Annotated in this window: 19 protein-coding genes; 13 read left to right on the top strand and 6 right to left on the bottom strand. The window is 71.1% G+C overall.

Annotated elements, in window-relative coordinates; genetic code table 11:
- Positions 1-8: 8 nt before the first annotated feature.
- From ADL12_RS22965 to ADL12_RS22955, 3 genes are all read left to right on the top strand, one after another.
- Positions 9-230 (top strand): PhrC/PhrF family phosphatase-inhibitory pheromone, encoded by a 222-nt coding sequence (locus tag ADL12_RS22965; RefSeq protein WP_062704629.1) that lies wholly within the window; start codon positions 9-11, stop codon positions 228-230.
- Between the two features lie 139 nt (positions 231-369).
- Positions 370-2,007, top strand: coding sequence for a penicillin-binding transpeptidase domain-containing protein (locus ADL12_RS22960; protein WP_062704627.1), 1,638 nt, complete (start codon positions 370-372; stop codon positions 2,005-2,007).
- 282 nt (positions 2,008-2,289) lie between these two features.
- Positions 2,290-3,972 (top strand): penicillin-binding transpeptidase domain-containing protein, encoded by a 1,683-nt coding sequence (locus tag ADL12_RS22955; RefSeq protein WP_062704625.1) that lies wholly within the window; start codon positions 2,290-2,292, stop codon positions 3,970-3,972.
- 30 nt (positions 3,973-4,002) lie between these two features.
- On the opposite strand, the gene ADL12_RS22950 is transcribed toward ADL12_RS22955, so the two are convergent.
- Positions 4,003-4,362 carry an SsgA family sporulation/cell division regulator gene (locus ADL12_RS22950; RefSeq protein WP_062704623.1) on the bottom strand — a complete coding sequence of 120 codons (360 nt, stop codon included), beginning with the start codon at positions 4,360-4,362 and terminating at the stop codon, positions 4,003-4,005.
- Positions 4,363-4,560: 198 nt separating this feature from the next.
- On the opposite strand from ADL12_RS22950, the gene ADL12_RS22945 reads away from it, so the two are divergent.
- The 6 genes from ADL12_RS22945 (at position 4,561) to ADL12_RS22920 (ending at position 9,388) form a co-directional block, all read left to right on the top strand.
- Positions 4,561-5,619: an energy-coupling factor ABC transporter permease gene (locus tag ADL12_RS22945; RefSeq protein ID WP_062704621.1), complete on the top strand. Its 1,059-nt coding sequence runs from the start codon at positions 4,561-4,563 to the stop codon at positions 5,617-5,619.
- Positions 5,620-5,621: 2 nt separating this feature from the next.
- The gene (cbiQ, locus tag ADL12_RS22940) at positions 5,622-6,383 is read left to right on the top strand and encodes a cobalt ECF transporter T component CbiQ (protein WP_062704619.1); all 762 of its coding nucleotides are present in this window, start codon (positions 5,622-5,624) and stop codon (positions 6,381-6,383) included.
- Positions 6,371-7,138, top strand: a complete 768-nt coding sequence (locus ADL12_RS22935; RefSeq protein WP_062704617.1) for an energy-coupling factor ABC transporter ATP-binding protein — start codon at positions 6,371-6,373, stop codon at positions 7,136-7,138. Before cbiQ ends, ADL12_RS22935 begins: the two co-directional genes overlap by 13 nt.
- Positions 7,135-7,620: a MarR family winged helix-turn-helix transcriptional regulator gene (locus ADL12_RS22930; protein WP_062704615.1), complete on the top strand. Its 486-nt coding sequence runs from the start codon at positions 7,135-7,137 to the stop codon at positions 7,618-7,620. The genes ADL12_RS22935 and ADL12_RS22930 overlap by 4 nt, the downstream gene beginning before the upstream one ends.
- 125 nt (positions 7,621-7,745) lie before the next feature.
- Positions 7,746-8,195 (top strand): organic hydroperoxide resistance protein, encoded by a 450-nt coding sequence (locus tag ADL12_RS22925; protein WP_062704613.1) that lies wholly within the window; start codon positions 7,746-7,748, stop codon positions 8,193-8,195.
- Positions 8,196-8,230: 35 nt separating this feature from the next.
- Positions 8,231-9,388 (top strand): serine hydrolase domain-containing protein, encoded by a 1,158-nt coding sequence (locus ADL12_RS22920; protein ID WP_062704610.1) that lies wholly within the window; start codon positions 8,231-8,233, stop codon positions 9,386-9,388.
- Positions 9,389-9,416: 28 nt separating this feature from the next.
- Here the strand turns inward: ADL12_RS22920 and ADL12_RS22915 are convergent, their stop codons facing one another.
- Together ADL12_RS22915 and ADL12_RS22910 are read right to left on the bottom strand one after the other, a co-directional pair.
- Entirely contained in the window at positions 9,417-9,692 is a 276-nt protein-coding gene (locus ADL12_RS22915) for a DUF1876 domain-containing protein (protein ID WP_062704658.1), read from the bottom strand.
- Between the two features lie 89 nt (positions 9,693-9,781).
- A complete protein-coding gene (locus tag ADL12_RS22910; RefSeq protein WP_062704608.1) occupies positions 9,782-11,251 on the bottom strand; it encodes a toll/interleukin-1 receptor domain-containing protein in 1,470 nt (489 codons plus the stop codon).
- Positions 11,252-11,282: 31 nt separating this feature from the next.
- On the opposite strand from ADL12_RS22910, the gene ADL12_RS22905 reads away from it, so the two are divergent.
- Positions 11,283-11,735, top strand: a complete 453-nt coding sequence (locus ADL12_RS22905; RefSeq protein WP_079052215.1) for an HIT family protein — start codon at positions 11,283-11,285, stop codon at positions 11,733-11,735.
- Positions 11,736-11,737: 2 nt separating this feature from the next.
- On the opposite strand, the gene ADL12_RS56660 is transcribed toward ADL12_RS22905, so the two are convergent.
- Positions 11,738-11,974, bottom strand: a complete 237-nt coding sequence (locus ADL12_RS56660) for a hypothetical protein (protein ID WP_244188014.1) — start codon at positions 11,972-11,974, stop codon at positions 11,738-11,740.
- 446 nt (positions 11,975-12,420) lie between these two features.
- Here ADL12_RS56660 and ADL12_RS22895 point away from each other — a divergent pair, with 446 nt between their 5' ends.
- From ADL12_RS22895 to ADL12_RS22885, 3 genes are all read left to right on the top strand, one after another.
- Positions 12,421-13,917, top strand: coding sequence for a purple acid phosphatase family protein (locus ADL12_RS22895; protein ID WP_062704606.1), 1,497 nt, complete (start codon positions 12,421-12,423; stop codon positions 13,915-13,917).
- A gap of 25 nt (positions 13,918-13,942) precedes the next feature.
- A complete protein-coding gene (locus tag ADL12_RS22890; protein WP_062704604.1) occupies positions 13,943-14,659 on the top strand; it encodes a class I SAM-dependent methyltransferase in 717 nt (238 codons plus the stop codon).
- Between the two features lie 156 nt (positions 14,660-14,815).
- Entirely contained in the window at positions 14,816-15,097 is a 282-nt protein-coding gene (locus ADL12_RS22885; RefSeq protein WP_062704602.1) for a hypothetical protein, read from the top strand.
- 81 nt (positions 15,098-15,178) lie between these two features.
- Here the strand turns inward: ADL12_RS22885 and ADL12_RS22880 are convergent, their stop codons facing one another.
- Together ADL12_RS22880 and ADL12_RS22875 are read right to left on the bottom strand one after the other, a co-directional pair.
- A complete protein-coding gene (locus ADL12_RS22880; RefSeq protein WP_062704600.1) occupies positions 15,179-16,024 on the bottom strand; it encodes an EamA family transporter in 846 nt (281 codons plus the stop codon).
- Entirely contained in the window at positions 16,021-16,506 is a 486-nt protein-coding gene (locus ADL12_RS22875) for a YbaK/EbsC family protein (protein WP_062704598.1), read from the bottom strand. The genes ADL12_RS22880 and ADL12_RS22875 overlap by 4 nt, the downstream gene beginning before the upstream one ends.

Here is a 16,506-nt window from a genome sequence, read left to right as displayed (position 1 = left end):
CACTGAGCATGAACGTAACCAAACGGACACTTGCTGTCATCGCCCTCGCCGCAGCAGCGGTCATGTCGGCCACGACCGTCGCCAACGCCGACACCCGCGACTCCCAGCCCCCGCAGACGTCCACGAACCTGGTGTACCCGTACTCGGCCGCCTACCCGCCGGGCGTCCTCCCCTTGGCGGCTGCTCCCGCAGTCGCCATCCTCGGCCTCGCCCCCTTCGGCGTCCTCTGAGGATCGTCGCCCGCCGAGCGCTGCGGTCGGCCGACCAGGCCGGCTGCAGCGCATAAAAACGGCCAACAAAAGAAAACACCTTCCACGGGTTTCCCTCACGCCACTTACAGTGCGGAGGACTGAAACGGGGAGGGGACGCATGTCCAAGGGGGTCAAGGCTGCCGTCATAGGCGGGGTGTTCGCCGTGATGGTGGGGGGTGCCGGGTACGGCGCGTACAACATCATGTCCGCGTTGAACGGCGGCGGGGCGACAGGCCAGGGCGGTGAGCCGGCGCCGGTGCGGTCCGGGCCGCCGAGCGGGGACGAGGTCGAGGAGACCACGGCGAAGTTCTTCGCGGCCTGGGAGAAGGGGCAGGCGACGCAGGCGGCGTCGTACACGAACAACGACGCGGCCGCGGAGAGGGTGCTCACCTCCTACGGCGACGCCGCGCACATCACCGGCGTGAAGATCACACCCGGCAAGGCCAAGGGCGCCACCGTGCCGTACACGGTGAAGGCCAAGGTGTCCTACGGCGGGAAGTCCAAGGCGCTCAGCTACAAGAGTCAGCTCACCGTCGTGCGCGGGATCACCACCGGGCGGGCCCTCGTCGACTGGGAACCGACCGTGATCCACCCGGAGTTGAAGAAGGACGACACCCTCGTCACCGGCGAGGCGGCGAGCCCGCCCATCGAGGCCGTCGACCGCAACGGCACCGTGCTGACGAAGCAGAAGTACCCCTCGCTCGGCCCGATCCTGGACACGCTGCGCGAGCGGTACGGCAGCAAGACCGGCGGCTCGCCCGGCATCGAGCTGGCGATACGGCACGCCGACGAGTCGCCGGACACCTCGCTGCTGACCCTCGCGAAGGGCAGACCCGGCAAGCTGGAGACGACGCTCAGCGCGAGCGTGCAGGCGGCGGCCGAAAAGGCGGTGAAGCAGCACGCCCAGTCCTCGGTCGTGGCGCTCAAGCCGAGCACCGGCGAGGTACTGGCGGTGGCCAACCACCGGGACGACGCCTTCAACGCGGCCTTCGAGGGCAAGGTCGCCCCCGGCTCCACGATGAAGATCATCACCGCGGCGATGCTCATCGACAACGGCGTGACCTCGATGAACGGCCCGGCGCCCTGTCCGCCGACCGCCACCTGGAAGAGCCAGACCTTCAAGAACCTCACGGGCCTGGAGCCCAACGAGACCGCGAGCGCCACCCTCACCAACGGCTTCATGCGCTCCTGCAACACGGCCTTCATCAAGCTCGTCGACGAGGTCACCGACGCCTCGCTGACCCAGGAGGCCGAGGAGCGGTTCGGGATCGGCCGCGACTGGAAGACCGGCATCACCTCCTTCGACGGCAGCGTCCCCGCCTCCGGCGGCCCGGACCGCGCGGCCAACGCCATCGGCCAGGGCCAGGTCCAGATGAACCCGCTGAACATGGCGTCGGTGACGGCCACCGCGATCACCGGCGAGTTCCGCCAGCCCTATCTGGTCTCGCCCGAGCTCGACAACCGCCAACTGGCCACCGCCCAGGGGCTGCGGGCGAGCACCGCCGCCCAGCTGAAGCAGATGATGCGGCTGACCGCGACCACGGCCCCGGGCACCGCCGTGCAGGTCATGTCGGGGCTCGGCGGCGACATCGGCGCCAAGACCGGTTCCGCCGAGATCGACGGCAAGGCCACCTCTGACAGCTGGTTCACCGGGTTCCGCAATGATGTGGCGGCCGCGGCCCTGTCCCAGCAGGGCGGCCACGGCGGCGACGCGGCCGGGCCGATTGTCGCAGACGTGCTACGAGCGTCCGGCTGAACTTATCCGCCGCGCCACGGGACTCTAGGGTGGTCGTCGTCGTTGGTATGCGGGAGAGCCTGTGAACGGACCCCCGTCGTCCGCCCGTAGGGCGGGCGCTGCGGCGTCCGGTGCGTGCGATCGCAAGGCGCCGGAGCGCCCTCGTGGCGGAGCCACGTGGGCGTTTCGGCAACGCGGCGAGCGTGCGTGCCGGGCGTCGCAGCGCAGGCGGGGGTCCGTTCACAGGCTCTCAGGTCGGCGGGGCGGCGGGGGCCCCTGGAATACGCGAGGGAACGGAAAGAAGTGGGCAACAGAGGGCGCGTCGCTGAGCGACGGAAGACCAACCCCGCCGTGCTCGGCGGGATGATCGCCGTGGTCATCGGCGGCGCCGGGTTCGGCGCCTACGCGCTGTTCGGCGGCGGGGCCGTCGCCGACAGCCGTACGCAGTCGACGTCGGCGAGCGCCGACGACAAGGCGAAGGACGTCAAGACCGGCCCGCTGTCGGCGACCGAGGTCACGTCCGCGGCCCGGGAGTTCCTCACCGCCTGGCAGCAGGGCAAGGTGACCGAGGCGGCCGCCGCCACGGACGACACGACGGCCGCCCAGGCCCTGCTGACCGGCTACACCAAGGACGCCCACATCAAGGACGTCACCCTCACCGCCGGCACCCGCACCGGCGACAAGGTCCCCTTCTCCGTGAAGGGCACGGTGTCGTACAAGGGCACCGAGAAGCCGCTGACGTACGACAGTTCACTGACCGTCGTCCGCCGCGCCGAGGACGGCAAGCCGCTCGTCGAGTGGCACTCCGCGATCGTCCACCCCGACCTGAAGGACGGCGACAAGCTGGTCACCGGCGAGTCCGGCACCCCGCCGGTCAAGGCCCTCGACCGGGACGGCGGCGAGCTGACGGAGGCCGCGTACCCGTCGCTGGGCTCGGTCCTGGACGGGCTGCGCGAGAAGTACGGCGAGAAGGCCGGCGGCAAGGCGGGCGTCGAGCTGCAGGTGATCCGCGGCGAGGAGTCCAAGAAGGGCGAGCTGTCCGACAAGTCCCTGCTGGAGCTGAGCAAGGGCACGCCGGGCACCGTGAAGACGACGCTGAGCCCGACGATGCAGGCCGCCGCGGAGCAGCAGGTGGCCGCCAAGTCCAAGGCGTCGGTGGTCGTCCTGCGCCCCTCGACGGGCGAGATCCTGGCGGTCGCGAACTCCTCGCACGGCTTCAACACCGCCTTCCAGGGCTCCCTCGCCCCGGGCTCCACGATGAAGGTCATCACCTCGTCGCTGCTGATCGAGAAGGGCCTCGCGTCGGCGGACGAGCAGCACCCGTGCCCGAAGTACTTCACGTACGGCCACTGGAAGTTCCAGAACGACGACAAGTTCGAGATCAAGGGCGGCACGTTCAAGGCGAGCTTCGCCCGCTCCTGCAACACGGCCTTCATCAGCCAGGCCCCCGAGCTGGACAACGACAGCCTGACCAAGCAGGCCCAGCAGGTCTTCGGCCTCTCCCTGAACAACTGGTCCGTCGGCGTCTCCACCTTCGACGGCTCCGTCCCGGTCCAGTCGCAGGCCCAGATGGCGGCCTCGCTCATCGGCCAGGGCGGCGTGCGGATGAACCCGCTGAACATGGCGTCGGTCTCGGCGACCGTCAAGACGGGCACCTTCAAGCAGCCCTACCTGGTGGCCCCGACGGTCGACAACCGCACCCTCGCCACCGCCTCCCGCACCATGTCGGGGGCCACGGTCTCGCAGCTGCGCGAGCTGATGGCCTACACGGCGGCCTACGGCACGGCGGCCGAGGCGATGTCCGGGGTCACCGGTGACGTCGGCGCGAAGACCGGCTCGGCGGAGGTCGACGGCCAGAAGAAGCCGAACGGCTGGTTCACCGCGTACCGGGGCGACCTCGCGGCAGCGGGTGTGGTCCAGGAGGGCGGCCACGGCGGAGAGACGGCGGGCCCGATCGTGGCGGCACTGCTGAAGATGGGTGGCTGAAGCTCGGCGACTGAGGTCGGCGGCTGAAACTCAGCGCGTCACGGGTGCGGCGGCCAGGTAGGTCCGCCGCAGGAACCTCATCAAGGCCTTCGACTCGAACTGCACCACCGAAACGCCCTCGGCCGAGTGGAACTCCACGACGGCCTGCACCCTCCCGCACGGCCACACCCGTATCTCGCCGCTCCCCGTGGGGGCACGCAGACCCTGTTCCAGCAGGGAGCGCGAGAACGTCCACTCGTGTTCCTCGCGCCCGGGCAACCGCACGCGCACCGAGCGCGGGTCGGTATCGGGGTCATAGCGCAGGACGACCGGGACGGCCTCCTGCTCTTCCTGCAAGAGGTCGGCGTCCGTGACGATATGGGCTCGGGCGTACTGTTCGACTACCGACATCGGACGGCCCCTTACAGTGCGTGACCTGTGCGAAAGCTGTACCTCCGCTCCTCCTCCAATGTCGCATATCTTGCGGAAAGCGCTCCCTGGAGCCGACGTATCTCACATGCGGTTTAAAGCAAGCGCGGATGCAGAAGTGCGGATACACAAGCTCCTCGCTCTTGCAACCTATTCGCATTAAGCCACTATCATCGAACGGTGCACGTACCTGACGGATTCATAGACGCCCCCACCTCCGCCGTGACCGGAGTGGTCGCCGCGGCCGCGGTCGCCGTGAGCCTGCGCGGCGCGCGCCGCGAGCTCGACGAGCGGACGGCGCCGCTGGCCGGCCTGGTGGCGGCGTTCATCTTCGCGGTGCAGATGCTGAACTTCCCCGTCGCGGCCGGGACCAGCGGACATCTACTCGGGGGCGCCCTGGCCGCGATCCTCGTCGGCCCCTTCACCGGCGCGCTGTGCATCTCCGTCGTCCTGCTGATGCAGGGCATCCTCTTCGCGGACGGCGGCCTCACCGCGCTCGGCGTGAACATCACCAACATGGCGATCGTCGGCGTCGGCGTCGCCTACGTCGTCTTCCGTGGCCTGGTGAAGGTCCTGCCGAAGACCCGGCGGTCGATCACCGCCGCCTCCTTCGTCGCCTCGGTGGTGTCGGTGCCGGCCGCGGCCCTCGCGTTCACGCTCCTGTTCTGGATCGGCGGCACCACCGACGTGTCGATCGGCAAGGTCGCCACCGCCATGGTCGGCGTCCACCTGCTGATCGGCATCGGCGAGGCCGCGATCACCGCGCTGACCATCGGCGCCGTCATTGCCGTACGCCCGGACCTCGTGTACGGCGCCCGTGACCTGCGGCAGCCGCTGAAGCTGCGGATCGGCGGCGAGCTCGTCGACGCTCCGGCGGCCGGGGCCGGGCAGCCGGTCGCGGCCCGCACCTCCCGCCGCACGCTGTGGATCGGCGGCCTGGTCACCTCCCTCGTCCTCGCCGGGTTCGTCAGCTTCTACGCCTCCGCCAGCCCCGACGGCCTGGAGAAGGTCGCCCAGGACAAGGGGTTCGCGCAGTCCGCCGAGAAGCACGCGAACGCCGACTCCCTGCTCGCCGACTACGGCGTCAAGGACATCGACAACGCCCGTCTGTCCGGCGGCCTCGCCGGCGTGATCGGCGTCGGAGCGACCGTGGTCGCCGGCACCGGCATCTTCTGGGCGGTGCGCCGGCGCCGTACGGACGGGGCGGCCGATGTGTCGCCCGCGAGCACGAGCGTCTGAGCATGGGCGCAGGACACGCGCACCGGCTCTACCGGCACGGGCACTCGCCCGTGCACGGCCTGCCGCCGCACACCAAGCTCGCCGCCACGTTCGCGTTCGTGGTGGTCGTGGTGTCGACGCCGCGGGAGGCGATGTGGGCGTTCGGCCTGTACGCCGTACTGCTCGCGCTCGTCGCGTACGTCGCGCGCGTGCCCGCCGGCTTTCTGCTCAAGCGGCTGCTGATCGAGGTGCCGTTCGTCGCGTTCGCCGTGCTGATGCCGTTCGTCGCGGAGGGCGAGCGGGTCGAGGTGCTGGGGATGTCACTGAGCGTCAGCGGGCTGTGGGGCGCCTGGAACGTGCTCGCGAAGGGCACCCTGGGCGTCGCCGCGTCCGTGCTGCTCGCCTCCACGACCGAGCTGCGTGAACTCCTGCTGGGGTTGCAGCGGTTGAAGCTCCCGCCCCTCCTCGTGCAGATCGCGTCCTTCATGATCCGGTACGGCGATGTCATCACGGACGAGATGCGGCGGATGCGCATCGCCCGCGAATCGCGCGGCTTCGAGGCGAGCGGCGTGCGGCACTGGGGCGTGCTCGCGAAGTCGGCGGGCGCGCTGTTCATCCGGTCCTACGAGCGCGGCGAGCGCGTGCACCTGGCCATGGTCAGCCGCGGGTACGCCGGTTCGATGCCGGTGATCGACGAGGTGACCGCGTCCCGGGCGCAGTGGTCGTACGCCCTCGCGCTTCCCTTCGCCGCCCTCGTCGTCTGTCTACTGGGATGGTCACTGTGAAGGAACCGATTGCCTCCCTGGACGTGGCCGGTCTGGCCTTCGCCTACCCCGACGGCCACCAGGCCCTGTTCGGCGTGGACTTCTCCATCGCGCGCGGCGAGCGGGTCGCGCTGCTCGGGCCGAACGGTGCCGGCAAGACGACGCTTGTGCTGCACCTCAACGGCATCCTGACCGGCGGCGCGGGCACGGTGCACGTCGCCGGGCTGCCCGTCGGCAAGCAGCACATGGCCGAGATCCGGCGCCGGGTCGGAATCGTCTTCCAGGACCCGGACGACCAGCTGTTCATGCCGACGGTTCGCGAGGACGTCGCCTTCGGGCCTGCGGCGGCCGGGCTGAAGGGCCCGGAACTGGAGGAGCGGGTCGACCGGGCGCTGGAGCGGGTCGGGATGGCGGAGTTCAAGGACCGTCCGCCACACCACCTGTCCTTCGGTCAGCGGCGCCGGGTCGCGGTGGCGACCGTGCTGGCCATGGAGCCGGAGATCCTCGTCCTCGACGAGCCCTCCTCCAACCTCGACCCCGCCTCCCGCCGCGAACTGGCCGACATCCTGCGCTCGTTGGACGTCACCGTCCTGATGGTCACGCACGACCTGCCGTACGCCCTGGAGCTGTGCCCGCGCTCCCTCGTTCTCAGCGAGGGCGTGATCGCGGCGGACGGCAGGACGGCCGAGCTGCTGTCCGACGACGAGCTGATGCGCGCCCATCGCCTGGAGCTGCCGTTCGGATTCGATCCGCGGTCCGTGACAATGGGCGCGTGACCAACGACGAGGGCACCCGGGACGCGGGCATCGGGGCCGAGGGCTCGCTGCTGCTGGACGAGCAGCTGTGCTTCGCGCTGTACGCCGCCCAGCGCGCGGTGACGGCCGCGTACCGCCCGCTCCTCGACGAACTCGGCCTCACCTACCCGCAGTACCTCGTCCTGCTGGTCCTGTGGGAGCGCGGCGAGACGACGGTGAAGGAGCTGGCCGGCGCGCTGCGGCTGGACTACGGCACGGTGTCGCCGTTGCTCAAGCGGCTTCAGGCGGCGGGTCTGGTACGCCGGGAGCGTGCGGCGAGCGACGAGCGCTCGGTGCTGGTCGCGTGCACAGGGCGCGGCGAGGAGCTGCGGGAGCGCGCGGCGCGCGTGCCCGGCGCGCTGCTCGCCGAGACCGGGCTCGACGGCCCGGAGGTGCAGCGGCTGCGCGAGGAGCTGTGGCAGCTGGCGACGAAGGCGACGGCAGCGGCCGACCGCACTCGCTGATTTCGGGTCGACCGGCTGATCTCGCTTACCAACGGTTACTACCCCCTGGTAACAGCAGGCCCTCTACCGGCAAGTACCTTGTGCACGATGTACTTGTGCGCGCTTTTGATGGGGGAGGGCCATTCATGACCGCCGAGGGCACCGCTGTCGACACCCGTCCGACGAAGATCATGTACGTCGCCGAGGCCACCGCGCACGGCGGCCGGGACGGCTATGTCACCAGCCAGGACGGCGAGATCGACCTCCGGGTCGCGATGCCCCCGGAGTTGGGCGGCGACGGCAACGGCACCAACCCCGAGCAGCTGTTCGCCGCCGGGTACAGCTCCTGCTTCCACAACGCCCTGATCCTGGTCGGCAACCGCGAGGGCTACGACCTCACCGGATCCACCGTCGCCGCCAAGGTCGGCATCGGCCCCAACAGGCACCGCGGCTACGGCCTCGCGGTCGCCCTCAGCGTCTCGCTGCCGGTGCTGGACGCGGGCATCGCGGCCAAGCTGGTGGACGCGGCGCACGAGGTCTGCCCGTACTCCAACGCGACCCGGGGGAACATCGACGTCACCATCCTGCTTGGGTAGAAGGGCACCCACACAGGCAGGACGAGGAGACGGGCGTGGACGTGAACGGCACAGTGGCCGAGGGCTTCGAGCCGGTCAGGGAGGCGTTCGTACGGAACTTCGGCACGCTCGGGGAGCGGGGCGCGGCCGTCGCCGTGTACCGGGACGGGCGCAAGGTCGTCGACCTGTGGGCCGGCACGAAGGACGTCGACGGTACGGAAGCGTGGCAGCACGGCACCGCGCAGGTGGTGCGCTCGGCGACCAAGGGTGTCGCCGCCGCCATCCTTCTCCTCCTGCACCAGCGCGGGGAGCTGGACCTGGACGCGCCGGTGGGCGAGTACTGGCCGGAGTTCAAGGCACACGGCAAGGAACGGCTGCTGGTGCGGCATGTGCTGAACCATCGCGCCGGGCTCCCGGTCCTCGACCGCCCGCTGACGCCCGAGGACGCGCTGGACCCGCATCGCGGCCCCGAGGCGGTGGCCGCGCAGGCGCCCGCGTGGGAGCCGGGCACCGACCACGGCTATCACGCGCTGACGTACGGCTGGCTGCTGGACGAGTTGGTGCGGCGGGCGGCGGGGCGGCGGGCCGGCGAGTGGCTCGCGGCGGAGGTCGCCGGTCCGCTGGGCCTGGACCTCTGGCTGGGGCTGCCGGAGTCGGAGGCGGGCCGGGTGGGCCGTACCGGTCGGGTCGAGGGCCCCGAGCCGGTCGGCGGACTCAAGGCGCGCCCCAAGCGCTCGGTCACCGAGGCCTACGACGACCCGAACTCCCTCACCCGCCGGGCGTTCGCCGCGATCACGCCCTTCCCCGACCAGAACGACCCCGCCTACCGCGCCGCCGCCCTGCCCGCGACGAACGGCATCGCGACGGCCGACGGTCTGGCCCGCTTCTACGCCACGCTGATCGGCGAGGTCGACGGGGTACGGCTCTTCGACCCGGCGACGGTGGAGCTGGCCCGCACGGAGGAGTCGGCGGGCCCGGACCGCGTGCTGGTCGTGGGCACCCGCTTCGGCCTCGGCTACATGCTGCACGGCACCGCGTCCCCCTTGCTGGGACCGGGTTCCTTCGGCCACCCCGGCCGCGGCGGCGCCCTCGGCTTCGCCGACCCGGAGGCGGGGATCGCGTTCGGCTATGTGACGAACGGCTTCCGCAAGACGGTGACGGCGGATCCGAGGGCGCAGGGGTTGATACGGGCGGTGCGGGCGGCGCTCGCGTAGCGTTCGGGGCCCTCGCGCGGGGTTCGGTTCAGACGTGGATCGGGTGCGATGTGCGCCCTGATGCCTGGTCTATCTCCCCGTGCGCCTTGGTGAGCATCTGCATCGCGAGCTCGTTCAGCGCGCGAGCGCCGGCGATCTCCTCACCGACGCGTGGCTGATTCGCGTCCGTGTGGTGCCGTGAGGCGTGCCCGTGGGCTCGTACCTCGGTGCCGTCGGGGAGTCGCACCAGCGCGACCGCCCTGGTGTGCGTCTCGTCCTCCTGGAACTCCAGCTCGACATGCCATCCCACTGCGGTGTGCATCATGACGATCACCTCCGGAAGTGCTGCTTCCAGGGTGCGCCTCGGAAGGGCTCGCCGACTAGTCGGGCTCGGCGCCCAGTCGGGCTCGGCGCCTAGTCGGGCTCGGCGAACTCTTCGGGCCGTGGCGCCGGGGCGGGGCGTCTCGTGCGGGCGGGAGCGCTGAGGGCGGCCACCCGGTCGGCGAGCAGGGCGATCCGCTCGGCGGCCTCGGTCACCAGGTCGGTGCGCAGCCGGCGCTGGTGGCGCAGCGCGAGTTCCATGGTGGACAGGGCCAGAGCCGCGCCGACCAGGACCACGACGGCCAGCGTGACGTAGACACGCGGCCTGCCCTCCCCCGCCGCGTCGAAGGCAAGCCCGGACGCGACGGCCAGGGCCGTGACCAGGGCCAGCCCCACGCAGTAGCCGCCGAGGATCCAGGGGTGGTCCTGGCACAGCCACCGCACCCTGGAGCGCCGCGCTTCGTCCGCCAGCCGCCCGAGCGCCCGGCGCATGTCCTTCAGCTCCCAGTCGGCCTTCTCCCGCTGCTCGCGGGAGAGCGGCGGCCGCGACTCGGCCAGTCGGAGCTCCAGCCGCGCGAGCGCCCGGCGCAGCACGGGCCGGGTCACCCGGTCCGGCAGGCCCTGCGGCCAGCGGGCCCACAGGTCCGCGTCGCGCCGCGTGAGGCGGATGTGGGTGGCGGCCGTGTGTGCGACGGCGAGGCCCATGACCAGCAGCAGGACCAGGGACCCCCACTTGCCCTTGTCGCCCCACGTCTGGAGCGCCGGGAACAGCCCGAGGAGCACGAGCCCCGCGCCCATCGGCCAGGTCTGGCGGACGTACGTCCGGTGCTTGACGGTGTGCAGGTCGCGTTCCCAGCTGTCGATGGGGCGGCGGAGCAGGAAGCGGCCGACGGCGACCGCGACGAGCGGCGCGCACAGCAGCAGGCAGCCTCCCAGGGTGGCGTACAGGGTCCACGGAAGGCCCTCCCCGCGCGCCCAGTCGTCGTCCCTCGGCAGCGCGGGGACCCCGAGCAGCGCCGCGCCGGCCAGCAGCGCGGTGAGAACGCCGAGCCACCATCCCGGCCGGTACCCCGGCGGGGGCGGCGGGACGGGCCGCCAGGTCCGGGAGACGTCGGTCTCCAGTACGGCGATCAGTTCCGCGAGGTCGTCCTCGAAGCGGGCCGCGCGCAGGGACTGGGCGTTGCGGTGGGCCAGTTCGCGGATGGGCAGCGGCAGTTGGTCAGGTCTCGGCGGGGCGGCGCCGTCCAGCAGCAGCGGGATGACGGTCTTGCCGGTGTGCAGTGCCTGGTCGATCTCCCGGCGGACCCAGTCCCCCTCGTCGTCCAGCCGCATGCCGCCGGACGGCCCCCGCGCCCCGAGCCAGCCCCGGTGCACGACCACGAGCAGCACCTCGCAGTCCGCGACCCGCTCCCGCAGCGTGTCCGGGTACCGCTGCCCCGGCACGATGGATGCGACGTCGCGGAAGACCTGGTCCTCGCCGAAGTGCTGTTCGAGCCGGTCGTACAGTTCCCGCACGGCGTCTTCGTGATCGCCTCTGCGGTAGTTGATGAAGATGCCGCCCACGCCGCACACCCTAGAGCGACAGGGAAGATCCATGGACGCCCGTGAACAGGCTTGCGCCTTCTGCGAGATCGTCGCCGGCACCGGCAGGGCGCGGGTGGTGTACGAGGACGCGCACACCCTCGCCTTCTTCCCGCTGGCGCCCGCGACGCGCGGGCACACGCTGGTCGTGCCCAGGGCTCATTCGGCGGACCTGTGGGCGATGGACGAGGCGGATGCCCAACGGCTGTTCCACACCGTGATGGTGGTGGGACGCGCGCTGCGTGCGGTCCTCGGACCCGACGGCATGAACATCATCAACTCCGCGGGCGCGGTGGCCACGCAGTCCGTCTTCCACACCCATGTGCACCTCGTGCCGCGCCGGCCGGGCGATGCGATGGGGCCCATCTGGCCGCCGAAGGGCGAGGGTTTCCGGGACGAGGACGACGCGGCAACGGACGCCCTCGGCGCCCGCCTCACCGCGGCGCTCGCCGGTCCGGCGCGCTGAGCTCACAGGGCGATGACGACCAGCGCAAGGTCGGCCAACAGCAACGGCGAGTAGAACAGCAGTGACGTCGGCGTGAGCCAGACCTCCGGCCAGGGCATCCGCGCCAGATACGGCGCCACGTTCATGGACAGCACCTCGACCGTGCTGTCGGGGACCCGCGCCGCGTCGTACAGCCGTCGAAAGGCCCTCTCCTGGCGCAGGAAGAAGCAGTCCAGGTACCAGAAGCAGAGCAGCGGCACCACGCCGACGGCCGCGAGCTGCCAGCTGAGGCGGCTGGCGGAGAGCCAGCAGGCCCGCGGCCAGGGTCAGCGCCCAGCCCTTGACGAGAAACGAGTTGGTGCCCAAGCGCGTGATCGTCGCCTGGATGAACTCCAGATGCTTGATCCGGTCCGCGTCCAGCGGCGCCCTGTCGCCGACTCCCGCGTCCGACCCCTCACTCAGCGCAGTCACGCCCCGCCCCCTCGGTGAAGTTCTCGCACGCCCGATCGTAGTGCGGGAGCAAAGACGGCAACTCGGGATCACTCGGGATCGCTCGGGATCAGTGAGACTCGGCACACTCCCTTCGGTGACCGGCTCCGCCCTGCTTCCATGGAGATGTCCCGTTCCACGGAGATGTCGCGCGCCGGACCTGGCCCAGCCGCCAACGCCACCTCCCCCGTTAACCGCTCCGGGCCACATCGAGGACATGCGCTGCTGCTTCTCCGCCCACCTCCCCGCTCTCGCAGCACTGTCGGCCTTCCCCGGCCCCTGCGAGGTGCTGCGCTCCGGCGCGCGCCTCGCCCCTGCCCTGCTGCGCACGGCCTCGGCCGCCATGCAGCGGGCGCGCTCCCACCACCCCGATGACCTGACGGCCGTCAATCTGGAACTGGTCACCCTCACCGAGGACACCGCCGTCATCACCTGGTACACCGGCATCCCCGGCACCGACGACGGCCTGGGCCACCCCCTCCCCGCGATCACCGAGGGCGAGGTCGTCTACGGCACCCACCCCTCCCGGCTCAACCGCACCTCGTCCGAGGGCCGGCCGACCGCCCATCACCAGGTCGAACTCACGGACCTGGAGCCGGGGCAGACGTACTACTACCAGGCCCGCTCACGGGGCGTGGCCGCCACACCCACCCCGCTGCACCTGGTGCGCGGCAACGCGGTGGGCACGTCGACGTTCGGGTTCGGTCCGGGTGGCGGGCCGTACTCCTTCACCACCCCGCAGCCCCCGCCCGGCCGGCTCCTGCTGTCGGTCGCGCTCTGCAACGACCTGCACCTCGGCGAGACCACCGCGGGCCTGGTCGGCGGCCTGCCCCTGCTGCGCGGGGTGGTCCAGCAGCCGGGGCGGGCGCCGTATCCGGAGATCATGAGCCGCGCCCTGGTCGAGGAGGCGCGGCGGCGCGGGGCGGACCTGCTGCTGGCCGGGGGCGACATCTCGGCCGGCGGAGCCGCTCACGACCTCCGTGAGGCCCGGCGGATCCTGGACGGCTTCGGCACGCACGGGCGGGACTACTTCGTCGTACGCGGCAACCACGACCGCTTCCGGAACGACGGCGCAGGGGACGACGCCTTCCACAACTCCTTCCCGGGCGGCGACGGGCCCGGCTACTTCGCCCGTGATCTCGGCGGGCTGCGCATCATCGGCCTCGACACCTACGTCAAGACCGGCAACGGCGCCGACGCGGGCGGGCTCGGGCCCGATCAACTGGCATGGTTCCGGGCGCGGTTGAGGGATGCGCCGGACCAGCCGACGCTGGTGTTCGGGCACCATCCGCTGACCGTGCGGGACTCCGTCTTCCCGGTGACCCGCGGCCAATGCCTGGACCGCCGCCAGGCCCGCAGCATCCTCGACGCCTACGCGTCCGCGCCCGGCGTCTTCCTGCACCACGCGGGCCACACGCACCGCAACAAGCGCACCGTGCTGACGCGGGCCCCGCACGTCACCCAGCAGGAGGTCGCCGCCGCCAAGGAGTACCCCGGCGGTTTCACCCTGCTGCGCATCCACTCCGGCGGCTACGCCCTCAACCACTACAAGGCCGGCGACCCGGCGGCCCGGCAGTGGAGCGAGCGCAGCCGACGAGTCGCCGCGGGGCTGTGGCCGCACCACGCCCTCGGCCGCTCGGTCACCGACCGCAACAGCGTGACCTCGCACGATCTGTCGGGAGTCACGGCTTCACGGGGCGTGAATCGCACGTAACAGCGAGTGTCCGTAGCATCGAAGCATGGCGACCCTCTGGGACCTCATGCGGGACTGCATCCCCGACGACCACGCCCGTCAGGTCACCTCGCGCTACTACGTCGACGAGGTGATGGGCGCACCCGGCGCACCCGGCCTGGTCGTCGATCTGGGGTGCGGCCGCGGCACGTCGGCCGCGCTCTTCCGTAAGCACGCCCCGCAGGTGCGGTGGGTCGGGGTCGACATCCGGGACTCACCGGAGGCCGGCCAGCGCACCCCCGGCGGTGACCCGGTGGTGCACTACGACGGCGTCCACCTCCCCCTCGGCTCGCATTCGCTGCCGCTGATCTACTCCCACCAGGTCTTCGAACACGTCGCCCGCCCGCGCGAACTGCTGGCGGAGATCGCCCGAGTGCTGGAGCCGGGTGGGCATTTCATCGGATCAACATCCCAATTCGAGCCGTACCACTCCTTCAGCCTGTGGAACTACACGCCGTACGGCTTCCGGGTCCTGGTCGAGGAGGCGGGGCTGGCGCTGGAGGAGATCCGGCCCTCGCTCGACGGAGTGGCGCTGATCATGCGCAGCTACCTCGGCCGGCCGCCGGAGTACAGCCGTTACTGGGACGAACAGTCCCCGCTCAACACCGAGATCGACCGGTGGGCGGCGGAGAACGGCCACCGCAGGACGGCCCTGGTGAACCTGCGCAAGCTGACGTACTGCGGCCAGTTCGCGTTCCGGGTGGGCAAGCCGTCACTCACCTAGCGCACAGCACTTCTAGTGCAAGATCGCGAAACTCGGCGTGCCAGGGGATGATTTGGGGCCTTTCTTACTTAATCTCCCTTAATCGTAAGGAGTAGCTCCTTTTGACAGGGAGTCAATCCTCACGTAGCGCATCCACCTCACTCCACCGGAGATGACATGCACAAGCTTCGCAAGGCCGCCGTCCTGGTCGCCGCTCTCAGCAGCGTCGGCGTCCTGGCCACCGGTACCGCCCACGCCGACGGCCGGGGCCGCGGCGGCAACGACTTCAAAATCCAGCAGAGCACCTCGTGCAAGTCCCACGACCTGAACATCGACATCCTCGGTGTGGTCGGGGTGCTCAACGGCGCGCTGGGCGGCGCGCTCAACGGCGAGGGCAACGAGGGCAGCCAGGCCACCAGCCTCGGCTCGAAGATGGGCTGCAGCAACAGCGCCTTCTAGGCGAGCCCTTCTGCCGTAACAGGGTCACAGGCGGTCAGCGAACGGCTGACCGCCTGTCCTGGTCCGAGAACCGCCCGGCGGCTAACTCGCGTGCAGCATCATCCCGATGCCCACCACCAGCAACGCGGCCCCCGCGATCCGAGCGGCCCCGAACCGCTCCTTGAAGAACACGGCCCCGATGGCCGCCCCCACGATGATCGAGGACTCCCGCAGGGCCGCGATCGGCGCCAGCTCCGCCTTCGTCTGCGCCCACAGGACCAGCGCGTACGCTGCGACGGACAGCGCGGCGCCCAGCAGCCCCAGCCCCGCGAACGGCCGCAGCACGGCGACCGTCTCCCCGCGCCGGCGCCAGACGGCGTACGCCGGGATGGCGAGGCCCTCGACCGCCATCAGCCAGGCGATATAGCCGATGGACGAGCCGGAGGCCCGTACGCCGAGCCCGTCGAGGACGGTGTACGCCGCGATGCTCAGCCCGGTCGCCAACGCCGCCCCGATCGCCGCCCAGTCGGGCCGGCGCCCGCGCAGCCCCCACAGGGCGACGCCGGCGAGTCCCGCGCAGGAACAGGCGATCCCGGCGGCCGCCCACCCGTCCGGCACCTCGTGCGCGACGAGGGCGGCTAGTACGGCGACGACGAGCGGCGCGGTGCCGCGTGCGATGGGGTAGGCCTGCCCGAAGTCGCCGAGCCGGAAGGACTTCATGAGCAGCGCGAAGTAGACGATGTGGACGAGGGCGGAGGCGAAAAGATACGGCCAGGCCCCCGCCGCCGGGAACTTGCCGAAGGGCATGAGCGCCAGCCCGATCAGCACCCCGCCGCCATTGATGAGCGTGAACCCGGCCAGCTTGTCGGTGATCCGGTGGGCGATGGCGTTCCAGCCGGCGTGCGTGACGGCCGCCAGCAGGACGGCGGCGGTGACCAGCGGGGTCACGAAGTCTGCGTCTGCGTCTGCTCGCGCACGTCCACCAGGGTGGCGCCGGCGTGGGCGATGAGGTCCTTGGGTGCCATGGGGAAGACCGCGTGCGGGTTCCCGGCGGCGGCCCACACGACGTCGTGGTCGAGCAGCGAACGGTCGGCGAGCACCCGCGTCTTCGTACGGTGCCCGAAGGGCGGTACGCCCCCGATGGCGTAGCCGGTGGTCTCCCGTACGACGTCGGCCTTGGCCCGCGTGACCTTCTCGGCGCCGAGTTCCTTCCGGACGAGCTCCACGTCGACCCGCGAGGCCCCGTCCATCAGGACCAGCACCGGCACCCCGTCGGCGGCGAAGATCAGCGACTTGCAGATCTGACTGAGCTCACACCCGATGGCTGCGGCGGCCTCGGCGGCGGTACGGGTCGCGTCCGGGAAGCGGCGGATCCGGGAGTGGAGGTCGGTCAGGCCGAGTTCGCGAAGGGCCTCGTCGAAACGGTTCAT

The organism is Streptomyces regalis, assembly GCF_001509475.1.
In the GTDB taxonomy this organism is placed as follows: Bacteria; Actinomycetota; Actinomycetes; order Streptomycetales; family Streptomycetaceae; genus Streptomyces; species Streptomyces regalis.
This window is presented reverse-complemented; position numbering and strand designations above follow the sequence as displayed.